Source organism: Klebsiella sp. M041 (assembly GCF_059759695.1).
This window is the reverse complement of record NZ_JCAXWU010000003.1, coordinates 1-16,205: the sequence shown is the minus strand read 5'-3', so window position 1 is coordinate 16,205 and position 16,205 is coordinate 1. Positions and strand designations below refer to the sequence as shown.

Genomic DNA, 16,205 nt, shown 5'->3' with positions numbered 1-16,205 from the left:
TCCTCACCTTGCCAGAGGCTTTATCTTCACGGATTTGGGGGTAAGGAATACAGATTCACAAAACACTTTTCTTTAACATACAGATTAGCTAAAACGTACAGCAGACCCCACTTTTTACGGCCATCTGTACTGGTTATTCCATCTGTATGGCGGCAATTAAGGATACACATGACCCGCTATCAACATCTCGCGACGCTGCTGGCCGAACGCATTGAACAGGGCCTGTATCGCCACGGCGAAAAACTGCCGTCGGTGCGCAGCCTGAGCCAGGAGCACGGCGTCAGCATCAGCACCGTCCAGCAGGCCTATCAGCTGCTAGAGCAGCAGCAGATGATTGTGCCGCAGCCGCGATCGGGCTATTTCGTCGCCCCCCGCAAGGCCCAGCCGCCGGTGCCGCCGATGTCGCGCCCGGTGCAGCGCCCGGTGGAGATCACCCAGTGGGATCAGGTGCTGACCATGCTCGACGCCCGCTACGATAAAACGATCATCCCCTTCGGCGGCGGCTCGCCGGACGTGACGCAGCCAAGCCTGAAGCCCATCTGGCGCGAACTGAGCCGGGCGATCCAGCACAACCTCACTGAGGTGTTGAACTATGACGAACTGGCCGGGCGCCGCGAGCTGCGGGAGCAGATCGCCCGCCTGATGCTCGACGGCGGATCGGTGGTGACTGCCGACGATCTGGTGCTCACCAGCGGCTGCCACAGCGCGCTGTCGCTGGCCCTGCTGTCGGTGTGCCAGCCTGGGGACATCATCGCCGTGGAATCCCCCTGCTACTACGGCACCATGCAGATGCTGCGCGGACTGGGATTAAAGACGATTGAGATCCCCACCGATCCGGAAACCGGGATCAGCATCGAGGCCCTGGAGCTGGCGCTGGATCAGTGGCCGATCAAAGGGGTGATCCTGGTGCCGAACTGCAACAACCCGCTGGGCTTTATCATGCCGGACGCTCGCAAGCGCGCAGTGCTGAACCTGGCCCAGCGCCACGATATCGTTATTTTCGAGGATGATATCTACGGCGAGCTGGCCACCGAGTACCCGCGCCCGCGCACCATTCACTCCTGGGATATCGACGGCCGGGTGATGCTCTGCAGCTCCTTTACCAAAACCATCGCCCCCGGCCTGCGCATCGGCTGGATCGCCCCCGGTCGCTACTACGACAAGCTGCTACAGATGAAGTATGCCGCCAGCGGCACCAACGTCCCCTCCACTCAGCTGGCGGCCTGTAACTTTATTCGCGAAGGCCACTACCACCGTCACGTGCGGCGGATGCGGCAGATCTATCAGCGCAATATGGAGATCTACACCTGCTGGCTGCGGGAGTTTTTCCCGTGCGGGATCTGCGTCACCCGGCCGAAGGGCGGTTTTATGCTGTGGGTGGAGCTCCCGGAGCAGGTGGATATGGTCTGCGTCGCCAAACAGCTGTGCCGGCTGAAGATCCAGGTCGCGCCGGGGTCGCTGTTTTCCGCGGCGGGCAAGTATCGCAACTGCGTCAGGATCAACTGCGCCCTGCCGCCGACCGAGAAACATAAAGCGGTGATGGTGAAGCTGGGAGAAGCGGTGAAGGTGGCGATGGAGTGAAGTGTAACCTGTTCTCCCCGGTGGCGCTGCGCTTACCGGGGGGACGGATGATCCCGCGTCAGCAAAGCGCTTCACTGGTCAAAAAACACCATTCCCTTATACGGCTGTTCACGGCAGGCGGCCAGACGCTGGGCGAGGCTGCCGACGTGCAGCTCCAGCTTGTGGCCATCGGGATCGAGGAAATAGTGCGAGGCGCCTTCGCTGCGGTTTAGCTTCCACGCCGCCACGCCGGCAACCTCCAGGCGGGCGGCGAAGCAGGCGAAATCGGCTTCGCTGATGCTAAACGCATAATGGGTGTAATCGCTCTCCTCCGGCGGGGTGATGCGCCGCTGCGGATCCAGCGACAGGCATAGCCACAGATCGCCGCAGGAGAGATAGGCGCCGCTCTCCCAGCGGGCGTGCAGCGTCATACCCAGCAGCTGCTGATAAAACGCCACGCTCGGCGCCAGCTGGCTGACCGCCAGGGTCAGGTGATTCAGTCCGCTCAGCATGTCTGTTCCTCCAGTGAATTCACAATGAACTGGCGCAGCCATTGATGCGCCGGGTCGCGGTGCCAGCGCTCGTGCCACAGCATCAGCATCTCAAAGCCGGCGACCACCAGCGGCGGCTCGACGACCGCCAGCCCGCTCTGCCCGCGCACCAGCCGCTCCGGCAGCATCGCCACCAAATCGCTGTTGCGCAGGGTCTCCAGCATAAACAGGAAATGTGGCACGGAGAGGACAACCCGCCGCGTCAGGCCAAGGTTCGCCAGCGCGGTATCGGTCGCCGCGCTGAAGCCGCCCCCGTCCGGGGAGACGATCGCTTGCTCCAGCTGACAGAACGTTTCCAGACTCAACCCTTGCCGCAGCGCCGGATGCCCGGCCCGGCCCGCCAGCACGTAGCGCTCGCGAAACAGCAGGCGTTGATGCAGCCCCGGCGGCGCGCCCTCGCGGGTATGGAAGCAGAGATCCACTTCATCGCTGGCCGCCTGCTGCTCCAGACGCGCCGGCTGGAGCTCAAATACCGCCAGCCGACTGCCGGGAGAGGCCAGGCGTAGCCTGCCCAGCATCGGCAGGAGGATCGCCGAGGCCATATAGTCCGTCGCCGCCACCCGCCAGGTCTCCGCCGCCGTCGCCGGATCAAAAGGGCTGACCGGCGCCACCGCCTGCTCCAGCGCGGCTAACGCGGCGCGCAGCGGCTGGCGAAGCTCATCGGCGCGGGCGGTGGGCTGCATACCGCGCGGGCCCGGCATCAGCAGCGGGTCGGCAAACATCTCCCGTAACCTGGCGAGCTGAATACTCACCGACGGCTGCGACAGATTCAGCCGCTGCGCCGCCCGGGTGACGTTGTTTTCACTGAGCAGCACGTCGAGCGTGCGCAGCAGATTGAGATCCAGACGATGTAAATTAATCACAGCTATACCTGGGATTGAAGTAATTAATTTCTACTATAGCGCCAGCTTTCCTACTCTGCAGATCTTCCCACTTCAGAGGTGATGTTATGAAAGTACTGCTGATTTACGCCCATCCGGAACCGCGCTCCCTCAATGGCGGACTCAAAGATTTCGCCATCCGTCATCTGCAGCAGGCCGGTCATGAAGTCCAGGTGTCCGATCTCTACGCCATGCGCTGGAAGGCCGGGTATGACGCCGACGACAGCGGCGCGCCGCCGGTCGGCGAGTTCTGGCGTCCGACCCTTGATTCAAAACAGGCCTTTTCGCAAGGAACTCAAAGCGCGGATATCGCAGCCGAGCAGGAAAAGCTGCTGTGGGCCGATACGGTGATTTTTCAGTTCCCGCTGTGGTGGTTCTCGATGCCGGCGATCATGAAAGGCTGGATCGACCGGGTATACGCCTGGGGCTTTGCCTATGGCGTCGGCGAGCACAGCGACCGCCACTGGGGCGATCGCTATGGGGAAGGCACCTTCGTCGGCAAGCGGGCAATGCTGATCGTCACCGCCGGCGGCTGGGCGGAACACTATTCACCGCGCGGGATCAATGGCCCCATCGACGACATCCTGTTCCCCATTCAGCACGGTATGCTGTTCTATCCCGGCTTCGAGGTGCTTCCGCCGCTGGTGTTCTACCGCACGGACAAAACCGATGCCGCGCAGTTCGCCAACCAGTGCGCCACCCTGGCCGGGCGGCTGGACACGCTGTGGCAAACGGAGCCCATTCCATTTCGCCGGCAAAATCATGGCGACTATCTGATCCCATCGCTGACGCTGCGCCCGGAGCTGGCGCCGGGGCAAAGCGGCCTGGCGGTGCATCTGCGTAGCAAGTAGCAGACAAACGCTGCCCGTCTTCGCCACCGAGGATGGGTAGTTTATCCGACTCTCTCCAGCCCCAGCATGCCTCGCGCCTGGATAAAGCACAGCAGCAATACACCCCACAGCGCCATCGTCAGATAGGGGCTGATACCGAGGATATTGAACCCACTCTCAATGATCTGCAGCAGGAACAGCGCTAGCACCATCCCGACGATGCGCCCGCTGCCGCCATCCGGATTCACGCCGCCAAGCACCGCCGCGAGGATCGACACCAACAGATACGATTCTCCATAAGACGCTTTGGCTGAGTTCAGCTTCGACATCATCAGAAACGCGGCCACAGCGCAGAGCAGGGCCGAGATGACATATACCCACATCAACACCCGTCGGGTATTGATCCCGGAATAATGGGTCGCCCGCTCGTTGGATCCGATCAACATGATCGCTCGACCCAGCGGGCTTTTCTCCAGCAGCACCCACAGCCCGATCGCCACCACCGCAAAAAGCCACATTGGTAGCGGAATACCAAACCACTGGGCATGATTCAGCCACAGCACCCACTGAGGATAGTTAGCGATGGCGCTGCCGCCGGTGATCAAAATATTTATCCCTTTGAGCAGGGTCATCATACCGAGGGTCGCCAGGATCGGCGAAACACGGATCCCGGCGATCAGTATCCCGTTGCACAGGCCAATGATCATCGCCGCCCCTCCGCCGGCCAGCAGCGTCGCCAGCGCAGTGGCGGCACCCGGTGGATAGCTTGTCGCTACCCAGGCCATCACCAGCGAGCAGGCGTTGGCGGTCGCGATAATTGACAGATTAATGCCGCCGCAAAGCATGGTCATTGCCATCGCCAGCGCCAGGATCCCCAACACCGGCATTTGCGAGGCAATCGACTGGAAATTAGTGACAGACCAGAAGATGTTTGGCATGGCAATGCTAAAGGCGATAACCGTCAGCAGCAGCAGGCCGATCAGGTAAAACTCAACGTTATTGCGCCATGATTTTTTCATAACAAGCTCCGGTTCTGATGCTGGCTCCAGGCCGTTACGCTGATACTGACGACGATGATCGCCCCGGTAATCAGGGTCTGCCAGTAGGAGGAGACCCCCAGCAGGTTCAGGCCGTTCTGCATCACCGCCAGTAAAATCACCCCCAGCAGCGTACCGGTGAGGGTTCCGCGCCCGCCAATCAGGCTGGTACCGCCCAGCACCACCGCGGCCAGCACCGTCAGCTCATAGCCCAGCAATGAATCCGGCGCGACAGTCATCACTGTCCATGCCTGCACGACACCTGCGGCCCCCGACATCAGCCCCATATAGCCATAAACGAACAACTGCAGGCGGAGCACACTGAAGCCGACGCGGCTGGCGGATTCCCGGTTGCCGCCCATGGCATAGATCTTGCGGCCAACGGTGGTGAAATTCATGATAAACGCGGTCAACAACACCACCGCTATCATCGTCAGCAGCGGCAGCCCCAGGCCGTAATCGTAACCATCGGCAGCGGTGTATTTGAACAGCATGATCCCCTTTTCAAACCACGGGGGGAAGTCATAGAGCCAGACACCTTTGCTTAACCACAGCAGCAAACCGTAGAAAATATTGAGCGTGGAAATGGTGATAATGATCGAGGGGACCCGCAGACGATTGACCAACAGCGCGTTAACCAGCCCCAGTAGCACGCCGATACCGCCGGCAAGCACAAAGGCCACCGCGAAGTTGCCGCCCACTTTTTGCAGCATCACTACCATACCGTACTGGGCGATAATGGTCATGGCCGGGAAGGAGATATCAATCCCGCCGGCGATCAGCACCACGAACAGGCCACAGGCGAGGATAGTCAGCATCGCGTAGTTATTAGCGAGGTCGTAAATATTACCGAAAGTGAAAAATTCCTCACTGCGCCAGCCCAGCATCAGGCACAGCGCGATAATAAACATACCTAACCAGAATTCATGTTGTTTCAACAGATTAGCCATTAACCACCTCCGCTATCTGCTGTTGGTTACTGCTGTCCGGCAGGAAGCTATGTGTCAATTCGCCCTGCTTCATCACCAGGATGCGATGACTCTGGTACCACGCCTCTTCGATCTCGTCACAAATCATCAGCACGGCGATGCCATGGGCAGCCAAATCGCTGATGATATGATAGATCCCGGCTTTGTTTGCGATATCCACCCCCACCGTCGGGCTATCAAGGATCAGCAGCTTAGGGGCGATCGCCAGCCATTTGGCGATAGAGACGCGTTGGGCATTGCCGCCGGAGAGGGTATTCACCGGCAAATGCGTATCCGGCGCTTTAATGGTCAACGCGTTGACCATTCTCGCGACCAGTTGCTGAGCTTTACTGTCACTCAATAGTCCGCAAGTGCCTTTCACTTTATGAAACACCGTGCTGATGATGTTATTTTCAATCGACTGACTCATCACCAGGCCGCGTGACATACGGTCCTCAGAGACATAGCCGATACCGTGGCGGATAGCGTCCTGATTGCTACGCAACCGCACCGGTTGGCCATTTATCAGGATCTCGCCGCTGTCGGGGCGGGTCATGCCGAAAAGGCTCAGGCACAACTCTGTTCGCCCCGCACCCAGCAGGCCGACTATCGACACCACTTCTCCGGCTTCGACCTTCAGAGAGACGTTGTGATATTCCCCCTTGCGGCTGAGATTGCGCACTTCCAGTACCGGCGTGCTGCCCTTCCCTTGCCACAGGTCGCGCACCTGATAATCAAACTCCTGGCCCGTCATCAGAAAACCGAGTCGCCGAGTAGTCACCTCTGCCGCCGGTAAGGTGCCGACCAGATTGCCATCCTTCAGCACGCTGATGCGATCCGATACGGCCATGACCTCTTCCAGACGGTGGCTAACGAAGACGATGCAGATCCCCCTCTCACGTAGCTGGCGCACGACATTCAGTAGCCCCTCCACTTCCTGATGGGTCAATGAGGCCGTGGGTTCATCCATAATGATAAGCCGGGCGTCCTGCGCCAGCGCGCGGCAGATCGCCACCAGCTGGCAGCGGGCGATGGAGAGCGACTCAACGGTGGCATCAAGCGGCAGCGAGACGTTAATACTCCGCATCGCCTGCTCCGCACTGCGCCGCAGTTCGCTGCGCTTTACCAGCACGCCGCGGTGATAGTGGTTGATGGCAATGTTCTCCCACACGCTGAGATTGGGAAACAGCGACAGATCCTGATAAATCACCTGGATCCCATGGGCGACAGAGGCCGCAGGCGTCAGTCTGGGCCACGTCTTGCCGCCCAGCTCCATCGCCGCGCCCTCATCCGGGCGATAGACGCCGGAGATAATTTTGATCAACGTCGACTTCCCGCAACCGTTCTGCCCGGCCAGGCAGTGTACTTCCCCGGGCATAAAATCGATGCTGATATCATTGAGCGCGCGGTTGGCGTGGAAGGTTTTGCTGACGTGACGAAGGGAAAGGAAAGGTTCCATAACATCCCCTGGCAGGTTAAGCCGGGGCGCCAGGCGCCCCGGAAGATGGATTAGTAGAGCGAATCAATATTGTCTTTATTTACCAGCAGCACTTTATGGAAGCGGATAATATGCTTGTCGCTATCGACATCCGCTTTACCGAGCTCTTTCAGTTCAAATCCTGGCTCAATGGATTTGCCGTTCAGCAGGGTGCTGGCGACGGCCGCGAGGGCATAGCCGGCTGTCGCCGGATCGTAGGTAATGCCTTCTGTAATATCACCACTCTTAATGAGGGAGGCCGCCTGCGATGGGATCATCATCCCGTAGACCGCAACTTTGTTTTTCGCACGCTTCTCTTTCACCGCGCGCCCCGCGCCAATCGGACCATTCGAACCAAAAGAGACCACCGCTTTCAAATCCGGATAAGTTTTCATTAGATCGAGCGTGGTACGGCGGGAATCATCAACACTTTCCGCTACCGGCATGCGGCGGGTGACTTCATGCATGTCCGGATAATGCTCTTTTTGGTATTTCACCAGCAGATCGGCCCACAGGTTGTGCTGCGGTACCGTAAGACTACCTACATAGATAACGTAGCCGCCTTTGCCACCCATCCGCTTGGCCATATGCTCCACATATTCAGCGGCGAACTTCTCGTTATCGATGATCTCCACATCCCAGTTGGCGCTCGGCTGCCCGGGCGATTCGTTGGTCAGCACGACGATGCCGGCGTCACGGGCTTTTTTGAATACCGGCTCCAGCACGTTGGCATCGTTAGGCACGATAGTGATGGCATCCACTTTACGTGCAATCAGGTCCTCAATAATTTTCACCTGCTGCGGCGCGTCGGTGCTGGACGGCCCAACCTGAGAGGCGTTGAGGTTAAACTCTTTCCCAGCCTGGACTACCCCTTCACCCATCCGGTTAAACCATGGCATGCCATCTACTTTTGAAATATTGACTACCGTTTTTTCCGCCGCATATACCGGCGCGGAAATAAGCGCAGCCCCCAACAGCAAGGATGAAAAAATATTAACGACCAGACGTTTATGCATAATAATTAGCCTCAATACGTTGTAGTCAGACAGGGGTATGACGCAAAATGGAAAAAAGATATAAATAGTAATAATGTTAATAATTTAGAAGAGAATAAACACAAGATGTAACAGCAGACAGGTAATATCCAGCTATAAATATGGATAATAATACTATAATCCTGTGACGTGAGCTTTTTCACAAAAAGCCTGCAACATACTTTATTGTTCCATAATAATTATCAGGTCTATGAGAAAACCTATTTTCCCGTCTGGTCATTTACCGCAAAACAACAAAAAAATAATACCAGAAAAATCATATGGTTTTTGATTGCGCTCTTGGCCTATTCCGTGGCAGGATAAAAAGATGAACAGAAACGCGATCGTGACCTATCCCCGCCGTTGGTGGCTGCCTGCATAACAGGCGGCACGATATACGTTTCCATTTTCAAAGCCGCCGGAAGGCGGCTTTGGTGTTTTCAGGACGTCTTTCGGCTGAACAGTCTGATAAGGAGTTCCTGATGAACCACCCGCAAACCATTCTCACCGGCGACCGCCCCACCGGCCAGCTACATCTTGGCCATTACGTCGGCTCGCTGCGCCAGCGCGTCGCGCTGCAGCACGACCACCAGCAGTTTATCCTGATCGCCGACCTGCAAGGGCTCACTGACAACGGCAGCAATCCGCAAAAAGTTAGCCACCATATCCTCGAAGTGATGGCCGATTATCTGGCCGTCGGCATTGACCCCAGGCTCACCACTATTTGCCTGCAGTCCGCCCTGCCGGCGCTGGCGGAGCTCAGCGCGCTGTATATGAATATCGTCACCGTCGCCCGCGTGGAACGTAATCCGACGGTCAAGAATGAGATTGCCCAGAAAGGATTCGCCCGTTCGCTGCCGGTGGGCTTTCTTGCCTATCCGATTAGCCAGGCGGCAGATATCACCGCCTTCAAGGCCGAGCTGGTGCCAGTGGGCGACGATCAGCTACCGATGATTGAGCAGACCAACGAGATCGTCCATAAGATGAATAGCCTCACCGGCGCGCCAGTGCTGCGTCACTGCAAGGCGCTCCTCAGCGAAGTGAGCCGCCTGCCGGGCGTCGACGGCAACGCCAAAATGTCGAAATCGCTGGGCAATACGCTGACGTTATCGGCCAGTGAAGAGGAGATCCACCGCGCGGTCAGCGCGATGTATACCGACCCAACGCACCTGAGAGTCAGCGATCCGGGCCATGTCGACGGCAACGTGGTGTTCACCTATCTCGACGCTTTCCATAGCGATAAGGCGCGGGTGGCTGAGATGAAAGCCCACTATCAGCGCGGCGGGCTGGGGGATCGCCAGTGTAAGAATGAACTGGAAACCTGCCTGCAGGCGCTCCTGGCGCCGATCCGCGAACGGCGGGCCACCTTTATTCAGGATAAAGGGATGCTGCTGGAATTGTTGCGTCAGGGCAGCGAGCGCGCCCACCAGTTGACGCAGCAGACGCTGCATGAAGTGAAACGAGGTCTGGGGCTGCCGGTCCTGTTCTGAGGTGATGAAAGGTTTCCGGTAGTGGATATTTTGTTAACGCGTCGACAAGACCCTGCCTTTAGTGTGGACAACACCGCCGCGAATGTTACTATCACGTTAACGGTAGCTCTCACTATGCGTGTTTCATTAAGGCCAGGATCGCTGATGATGACCACATAAGTAGTACAGCGTTCGGCTGCGCATCGACGCGGTAGAGCGCTGCGTCAGCGGCCCTTCCCCACTCATTCGTCCTTCGCAAGGAGGACGCTCCGCCCGCCGGAGAAGACACGCGTATCACTTCGCACAGGGAATCAAGCGAGTCGCGTATGGACAAAATAAAGAAACGTTGGACAGGGTATTTTGTCGGCTTACTGGTGGTACTCGCCGCCGCAGCATGGTGGCTGCTGCGCCCGCCGGGCCTCCCGGAGGGTTTTGCCAGTAGCAACGGACGAATCGAAGCCACCGAGGTGGATATTGCCAGCAAAATCGCCGGGCGTATCGACACCATTCTGGTCAAAGAGGGTCAGTTCGTGCACCAGGGAGAGGTGCTGGCGAGAATGGATACCCGTGTACTGAACGAGCAGCGTCTTGAAGCCGCCGCGCAAATCAAGGAAGCGGAAAGCGCGGTCCTGGCCGCCAGAGCCTTGCTCGATCAGCGGCAAAGTGAAATGCGCGCCAGCGAAGCGGTAGTGAAGCAGCGTCAGGCGGAGCTCGACTCCACGGCGAAACGTCACGTCCGCTCGCACACTCTCTCCCAGCGCGGCGCCGTCTCCGCCCAGCAGCTGGATGACGATCGCGCGGCAGCAGAGAGCGCCCGCGCGGCGCTGGAGTCGGCGAAAGCCCAGGTCTCTGCCGCCCGCGCCGCCATCGAAGCTGCCCGCACCAGTATTATTCAGGCGCAAACCCGCGTCGAAGCCGCCCAGGCGACCGAGCGGCGGATCCTCGCCGATATTGACGATAGCGAGCTGAAAGCCCCCCGCGACGGCCGCGTTCAGTATCGCGTCGCTGAGCCAGGCGAAGTCCTGGCCGCCGGTGGCCGGGTGCTGAATATGGTCGATCTCGCCGACGTCTATATGACTTTCTTTCTGCCCACCGAACAGGCAGGTCTGCTGGCGCTCGGCAGCGAAGCGCGCTTGATCCTCGATGCCGCTCCGGATCTGGTGATCCCGGCCAATATCAGCTTTGTCGCCAGCGTCGCCCAGTTCACGCCGAAAACGGTGGAGACCCGCGACGAGCGTCTCAAACTGATGTTCCGCGTCAAAGCGCGTATCCCGCCGGAGCTGCTGGCGCAGCACCTGGAGTATGTCAAAACCGGTCTGCCCGGCATGGCTTACGTGCGGCTGGATAACCAGCTGTCCTGGCCTGAAGCCCTGACGGTAAGGTTGCCGCAATGATACTGACGCCACAGGATACCTCGCCCCCCGTCGCCCGGCTGGACAACGTTGGCCAGCGCTTTGGCACCACCGTGGCGCTGCGGGATATCAGTCTGGTGATCCCGGCGCGGCGCATGGTCGGCCTGATTGGCCCGGACGGCGTCGGCAAATCGAGCCTGCTCTCTCTCATCGCCGGGGCGCGGGCCATTGAGCAGGGTAACGTGATGGTGCTCGGCGGGGATATGCGCGACGTTCATCACCGCCGCGAGGTGTGCCCGAAGATTGCCTGGATGCCGCAGGGACTGGGGAAAAACCTCTATCACACCCTTTCGGTGTATGAAAACGTCGACTTCTTCGCCCGCCTGTTTGGCCACGATAAAGCCGAACGCGAATCTCGTATCAACGAGCTGCTGCAGAGCACCGGGCTGGCGCCGTTTCGCGATCGCCCGGCGGGTAAGCTCTCCGGCGGGATGAAGCAAAAGCTGGGGCTCTGTTGCGCCCTTATCCACGACCCGCAGCTGCTGATCCTCGATGAACCCACCACCGGCGTCGACCCGCTTTCCCGGGCGCAGTTCTGGGAGCTTATCGACAGCATTCGTCAGCGCCAGCCGGAGATGAGCGTACTGGTGGCTACCGCCTACATGGAAGAGGCTGAGCGCTTTGACTGGCTGGTGGCGATGAACGCCGGCGAGGTGCTGGCGACCGGTACCGCTGCGGAGCTGAAAGCGCAGACCGGCAGTCAGACGCTGGAGCAGGCGTTTATCGCCCTGCTGCCGGAAGCGCAGCGCCAGGCGCATAAGGCAGTGGTAATCCCACCGCGCGACGACCGCGAGGAAGAGATCGCCATCGAAGCCCGTGGGCTGACCATGCGCTTTGGCGACTTCGTCGCCGTCGACCACGTTAACTTCCGCATCGCCCGCGGTGAAATCTTCGGCTTCCTCGGCTCCAACGGCTGCGGCAAATCCACCACCATGAAGATGCTCACCGGCCTGCTGCCCGCCAGCGAAGGCGAAGCCTGGCTGTTCGGCCAGCCGGTCGACCCGAAAGATATCGCCACCCGCCAGCGGGTGGGCTATATGTCGCAGGCTTTCTCGCTCTATAGCGAACTGACCGTCCGGCAAAACCTCGAACTGCACGCCCGCCTGTTTCATATTCCGGACGGCGAGATCCCCGGGCGGGTGGCGGAAATGAGCGAGCGCTTCATGCTCAGCGAAGTGGAAGACGCCCTGCCCACCGCCCTGCCGCTGGGCATCCGTCAGCGTCTGTCGCTGGCGGTGGCGGTCATCCATCGCCCGGAAATGCTGATCCTCGACGAACCCACCTCCGGGGTCGATCCGGTGGCACGGGATATGTTCTGGCAGCTGATGGTCGACCTCGCGCGTCAGGATCGGGTGACCATTTTTATCTCCACCCACTTTATGAATGAGGCAGAACGCTGCGACCGCATCTCGCTGATGCACGCCGGCAAGGTGCTGGCCAGCGATACGCCGCAGGCGCTGGTCGAGCAGCGCGGTGCCGCCAGCCTCGAAGAGGCGTTTATCGCCTGGCTCCAGGAGGCGCAGCCAACCGCCGCAGCTCCTGAGGAACCTGCGCCTGCTGCAGCATCCCATCCAGAACGCGCGGCCCCGCGCCAGGCCTTCAGTCTGCAACGGCTGTTCAGCTACAGCCGCCGCGAGGCGCTTGAGCTGCGCCGCGATCCGGTGCGCTCGACGCTGGCGCTGCTGGGAACGGTGATCCTGATGTTTATCATGGGCTATGGGATCAGCATGGACGTCGAGGATCTGCGCTTTGCGGTACTCGACCGCGATCAAACCCTCAGCAGTCAGGGCTGGTCGCAGAATATCGCTGGCTCACGCTACTTTATCGAACAGGCGCCGCTGCGCAGTTACGATGAGCTCGACCGGCGGATGCGCGACGGCGAGCTGGCGGTGGCGATAGAGATCCCGCCGAACTTTGGCCGCGATATCGCCCGCGGCACGCCGGTGCAAATCGGTGTCTGGGTGGATGGCGCAATGCCAAACCGCGCGGAAACGGTACGCGGCTACGTGCAGGCCATGCATCTGGCCTGGCTGCAGGAGATGGCTGCCCGGCAGAGCAGTCCGCAGCGCGCTACCTCTCTCATCTCCATTGAGACCCGCTATCGCTATAATCCGGACGTGAAGAGCCTGCCGGCCATCGTCCCGGCGGTGATCCCGCTGCTGCTGATGATGATCCCGGCGATGCTCAGCGCCCTGAGCGTGGTACGCGAGAAGGAGCTCGGGTCGATCATCAACCTGTACGTGACGCCGACCACCCGCAGCGAATTCCTGCTCGGCAAGCAGGTGCCTTACATCGTACTGGGAATGTTTAACTTCTTTTTGCTGTGCGCGCTGTCGGTCTTCGTCTTTGGCGTATCACATAAGGGCAGCTTCCTGACGCTGAGCCTGGCGGCGCTGCTCTATGTCACCATCGCCACCGGACTGGGACTGCTGATCTCAACCTTTATGAAGAGCCAAATCGCCGCCATCTTCGGCACCGCCATCATTACGCTCATCCCGGCGACCCAGTTCTCCGGGATGATCGATCCGGTGGCGTCGCTGGAAGGCCCCGGGCGCTGGATTGGACAAATCTACCCGACCAGCCACTTCCTGACTATCGCCCGCGGCACCTTCTCCAAGGCGCTGAATCTCAGCGATTTGTGGGGCTCCTTTATTCCCCTACTGATTGCGGTGCCGCTGGTGCTCGGGCTGAGCGTGTTGCTGCTGAAGAAACAGGAGGGATGATGCGCGGATTACGCAATATTTATAACCTCGGCGTTAAAGAGCTGCGCAGCCTGCTGGGTGATAAAGCGATGCTGGCGCTGATCGTGTTTGCGTTTACCGTGTCGGTGTACTCCTCAGCTACGGTGATGCCCGGCTCGCTGCACCTGGCGCCAATTGCGGTTGCCGATATGGATAAGTCGCAGCTCTCTTCACGCATCATTAACGCTTTCTACCGCCCCTGGTTTCTCGAACCGGAGCTGATCACCGCCGATGAGATGGACGCCGGCCTGGATGCCGGGCGCTACACTTTCGCCATCAATATTCCGCCAAATTTCCAGCGCGATGTACTGGCCGGCCGCCAGCCGGAAGTGCAGGTCAACGTCGACGCCACACGCATGAGCCAGGCTTTTACCGGCAACGGCTATATCCAGAATATTATCAGCGGCGAAGTAAACAGCTTCATTGCCCGCTACCGGGAGAACACGGTGCTGCCGGTAGAGCTGGCGGTAAGAATGCGCTTTAACCCTAATCTGGAACAGGAGCGCTTTGGCGCGGTGATGGCGATCATCAACAACATCACCATGCTGGCTATTGTCCTCACCGGCTCGGCGCTGATCCGCGAGCGCGAGCACGGTACCATCGAGCACCTGCTGGTGATGCCGGTTACGCCGTTTGAGATCATGATGGCCAAGATCTGGTCGATGGGGCTGGTGGTGCTGGTGGTCTCCGGGCTGTCGCTGCTGCTGATGGTTCAGGGGATTTTGCAGGTGCCCATTGAGGGGTCGATTCCTCTGTTTATGCTGGGGGTGGCGCTCAGCCTGTTCGCCACCACCTCGATCGGCATTTTTATGGGCACCCTCGCCCGCTCGATGCCGCAGCTGGGGCTGCTGATGATCCTGGTGCTGCTGCCGCTGCAGATGCTCTCTGGCGGCTCCACGCCGCGGGAAAGTATGCCGCAGCTGGTTCAGGATATCATGTTGACCATGCCGACCACCCACTTCGTCAGTCTGGCGCAGGCGATTCTCTACCGCGGCGCCAGCTTCAGTATCGTCTGGCCGCAGTTCTTAACCTTGCTGGCTATCGGAGCGGTGTTCTTTACTATCGCCCTGCTGCGTTTTCGCAAAACGATTGGTCAGATGGCGTAAGGGCTTAAGAAGGGCCGTCGACTCCCGGCGGCCCGAATGGTTTATTTGTGGCGATTCATAAAGTGGCGAAGACCCCAGGTGAAGGCCATCGCCATGCTGAAGAGAATGAACAGCAGCACCACCCAGCTGATGGAGATGCGCAGCAGCGTGCCGGGGGTCATAAACGGCTGCAGATAGACAGTGAAGGACTGGGCGGGTGATTTCCCCAGCAGTTCATACAGGTTATCCGTCAGCCACACGCCGACCCGGCAGAACAGCCAGATTATCGCTGGCCAGCAGAGCAGCACCAGAAAGGTAAAGCGCTCCTGAAGGTAGGTGAAGAGCCGGCGCAACGGCGACCAGTTAAGCAGGATTTTCATTTCTATTCTCATATTGCCAGCCGATAACCAGTGCAGATAGCGCAAGGTACGTCGGACAGCATCCATACAGGCAATCATCCCTCTTTGTATATCAAATTTGCTGTCATATAAACCAGATCAAGTTAACAAAGTGTTAATGATATAGCGGATCAAGCCCAAAAACCGGCAAGATGCATACCCATTGTTGCAATAAATGGGGAGTGAAGTCCTCAGCGGCGGAAATAATTTCGTAATTTCGCTAACGCGTTAATATCCCTAAAGAAGAAGCATCGCTATTATTTCACAGAGCACAAGATAATAGCGCGGAAATAGAGAGAGATATTTAATCGTTGCTACAGATAATTATTTTTCGACTCGTATCATTGGATAAATTCACGATACGATCGACCACACCACGCGCGTAATTCTCAGTATTTTGCGAGGCAAAAAGATAGGTATTTTTTCCGCAGCGTTGCAGAGGTTGTTTATTCACCATACCCGTGTTGCAGGTTTCTGACACCACCCGCCCGGAGAGCGTCAGGTTGACGGGTTAGCGAAGCAGTAGCAGGACTTCAGGCGATATTTTTCCCTGAGTCGGTGCGACCTATCTTGTCCGCGCCACAGGAGGGGCGTAGCCCCATGTCGGATCCGTAGCCCCGGTAAGCGCAGCGCCACCGGGGGAGGCGTACCCCACACAGCAAAAAACCCCGCACCTTTCGGGACGGGGTTCTTTTTAAACGCAAAAACAAAAAGCTCAGTCTTTCGACTGAGCTTTCTGCTTTATTTGATGCCTGGCAGTTC

At 58.9% G+C, this 16,205-nt stretch carries 14 protein-coding genes; 6 read left to right on the top strand and 8 right to left on the bottom strand.

What is annotated here, in order from left to right:
• Positions 1-168: 168 nt before the first annotated feature.
• Entirely contained in the window at positions 169-1,581 is a 1,413-nt protein-coding gene (locus tag AC6CWS_RS03930; RefSeq protein WP_023291829.1) for an aminotransferase-like domain-containing protein, read from the top strand.
• Between the two features lie 71 nt (positions 1,582-1,652).
• On the opposite strand, the gene fosA is transcribed toward AC6CWS_RS03930, so the two are convergent.
• Together fosA and AC6CWS_RS03920 are read right to left on the bottom strand one after the other, a co-directional pair.
• A complete protein-coding gene (fosA, locus tag AC6CWS_RS03925; protein WP_065883228.1) occupies positions 1,653-2,072 on the bottom strand; it encodes a FosA5 family fosfomycin resistance glutathione transferase in 420 nt (139 codons plus the stop codon).
• Positions 2,066-2,974, bottom strand: coding sequence for a LysR family transcriptional regulator (locus tag AC6CWS_RS03920; RefSeq protein WP_065883226.1), 909 nt, complete (start codon positions 2,972-2,974; stop codon positions 2,066-2,068). Before AC6CWS_RS03920 ends, fosA begins: the two co-directional genes overlap by 7 nt.
• Before the next feature lie 86 nt (positions 2,975-3,060).
• Here AC6CWS_RS03920 and AC6CWS_RS03915 point away from each other — a divergent pair, with 86 nt between their 5' ends.
• Positions 3,061-3,843, top strand: a complete 783-nt coding sequence (locus tag AC6CWS_RS03915) for an NAD(P)H-dependent oxidoreductase (protein ID WP_065883223.1) — start codon at positions 3,061-3,063, stop codon at positions 3,841-3,843.
• Between the two features lie 41 nt (positions 3,844-3,884).
• On the opposite strand, the gene AC6CWS_RS03910 is transcribed toward AC6CWS_RS03915, so the two are convergent.
• From AC6CWS_RS03910 to AC6CWS_RS03895, 4 genes are read right to left on the bottom strand one after another with little or no spacing between them, the layout of a single operon-like run.
• The gene (locus tag AC6CWS_RS03910) at positions 3,885-4,841 is read right to left on the bottom strand and encodes an ABC transporter permease (RefSeq protein ID WP_023291825.1); all 957 of its coding nucleotides are present in this window, start codon (positions 4,839-4,841) and stop codon (positions 3,885-3,887) included.
• Positions 4,838-5,809: an ABC transporter permease gene (locus AC6CWS_RS03905; protein ID WP_065883221.1), complete on the bottom strand. Its 972-nt coding sequence runs from the start codon at positions 5,807-5,809 to the stop codon at positions 4,838-4,840. Before AC6CWS_RS03905 ends, AC6CWS_RS03910 begins: the two co-directional genes overlap by 4 nt.
• Positions 5,802-7,286, bottom strand: coding sequence for a sugar ABC transporter ATP-binding protein (locus AC6CWS_RS03900; protein ID WP_049014154.1), 1,485 nt, complete (start codon positions 7,284-7,286; stop codon positions 5,802-5,804). The genes AC6CWS_RS03905 and AC6CWS_RS03900 overlap by 8 nt, the downstream gene beginning before the upstream one ends.
• A gap of 50 nt (positions 7,287-7,336) precedes the next feature.
• Positions 7,337-8,320, bottom strand: coding sequence for an autoinducer 2 ABC transporter substrate-binding protein (locus tag AC6CWS_RS03895; protein WP_023291822.1), 984 nt, complete (start codon positions 8,318-8,320; stop codon positions 7,337-7,339).
• Between the two features lie 500 nt (positions 8,321-8,820).
• On the opposite strand from AC6CWS_RS03895, the gene trpS reads away from it, so the two are divergent.
• The 4 genes from trpS (at position 8,821) to AC6CWS_RS03875 (ending at position 15,066) form a co-directional block, all read left to right on the top strand.
• Positions 8,821-9,828, top strand: a complete 1,008-nt coding sequence (gene trpS, locus AC6CWS_RS03890; RefSeq protein WP_065883220.1) for a tryptophan--tRNA ligase — start codon at positions 8,821-8,823, stop codon at positions 9,826-9,828.
• A gap of 305 nt (positions 9,829-10,133) precedes the next feature.
• Entirely contained in the window at positions 10,134-11,201 is a 1,068-nt protein-coding gene (locus AC6CWS_RS03885) for an HlyD family secretion protein (RefSeq protein ID WP_065883219.1), read from the top strand.
• The gene (gene rbbA / locus AC6CWS_RS03880) at positions 11,198-13,942 is read left to right on the top strand and encodes a ribosome-associated ATPase/putative transporter RbbA (RefSeq protein ID WP_065883218.1); all 2,745 of its coding nucleotides are present in this window, start codon (positions 11,198-11,200) and stop codon (positions 13,940-13,942) included. The genes AC6CWS_RS03885 and rbbA overlap by 4 nt, the downstream gene beginning before the upstream one ends.
• Positions 13,942-15,066: an ABC transporter permease gene (locus AC6CWS_RS03875; RefSeq protein WP_065883216.1), complete on the top strand. Its 1,125-nt coding sequence runs from the start codon at positions 13,942-13,944 to the stop codon at positions 15,064-15,066. Before rbbA ends, AC6CWS_RS03875 begins: the two co-directional genes overlap by 1 nt.
• Before the next feature lie 41 nt (positions 15,067-15,107).
• Here AC6CWS_RS03875 and AC6CWS_RS03870 read toward each other — a convergent pair whose 3' ends face one another.
• Positions 15,108-15,425: a hypothetical protein gene (locus tag AC6CWS_RS03870; RefSeq protein ID WP_004204117.1), complete on the bottom strand. Its 318-nt coding sequence runs from the start codon at positions 15,423-15,425 to the stop codon at positions 15,108-15,110.
• A gap of 322 nt (positions 15,426-15,747) precedes the next feature.
• A complete protein-coding gene (locus AC6CWS_RS03865; RefSeq protein ID WP_074442666.1) occupies positions 15,748-15,945 on the bottom strand; it encodes a DUF2574 family protein in 198 nt (65 codons plus the stop codon).
• Between the last annotated feature and the right edge of the window lie 260 nt (positions 15,946-16,205).

Coding starts and splice junctions, on each gene's coding strand:
- AC6CWS_RS03905 (WP_065883221.1), bottom strand. CDS start 5,809: ATGGCTAATCTGTTGAAACAACATGAATTCTGGTTAGGTATGTTTATT.
- AC6CWS_RS03895 (WP_023291822.1), bottom strand. CDS start 8,320: ATGCATAAACGTCTGGTCGTTAATATTTTTTCATCCTTGCTGTTGGGG.
- AC6CWS_RS03875 (WP_065883216.1), top strand. CDS start 13,942: ATGCGCGGATTACGCAATATTTATAACCTCGGCGTTAAAGAGCTGCGC.
- AC6CWS_RS03870 (WP_004204117.1), bottom strand. CDS start 15,425: ATGAAAATCCTGCTTAACTGGTCGCCGTTGCGCCGGCTCTTCACCTAC.
- AC6CWS_RS03915 (WP_065883223.1), top strand. CDS start 3,061: ATGAAAGTACTGCTGATTTACGCCCATCCGGAACCGCGCTCCCTCAAT.
- AC6CWS_RS03930 (WP_023291829.1), top strand. CDS start 169: ATGACCCGCTATCAACATCTCGCGACGCTGCTGGCCGAACGCATTGAA.
- AC6CWS_RS03910 (WP_023291825.1), bottom strand. CDS start 4,841: ATGAAAAAATCATGGCGCAATAACGTTGAGTTTTACCTGATCGGCCTG.
- AC6CWS_RS03900 (WP_049014154.1), bottom strand. CDS start 7,286: ATGGAACCTTTCCTTTCCCTTCGTCACGTCAGCAAAACCTTCCACGCC.
- AC6CWS_RS03885 (WP_065883219.1), top strand. CDS start 10,134: ATGGACAAAATAAAGAAACGTTGGACAGGGTATTTTGTCGGCTTACTG.
- fosA (WP_065883228.1), bottom strand. CDS start 2,072: ATGCTGAGCGGACTGAATCACCTGACCCTGGCGGTCAGCCAGCTGGCG.
- trpS (WP_065883220.1), top strand. CDS start 8,821: ATGAACCACCCGCAAACCATTCTCACCGGCGACCGCCCCACCGGCCAG.
- rbbA (WP_065883218.1), top strand. CDS start 11,198: ATGATACTGACGCCACAGGATACCTCGCCCCCCGTCGCCCGGCTGGAC.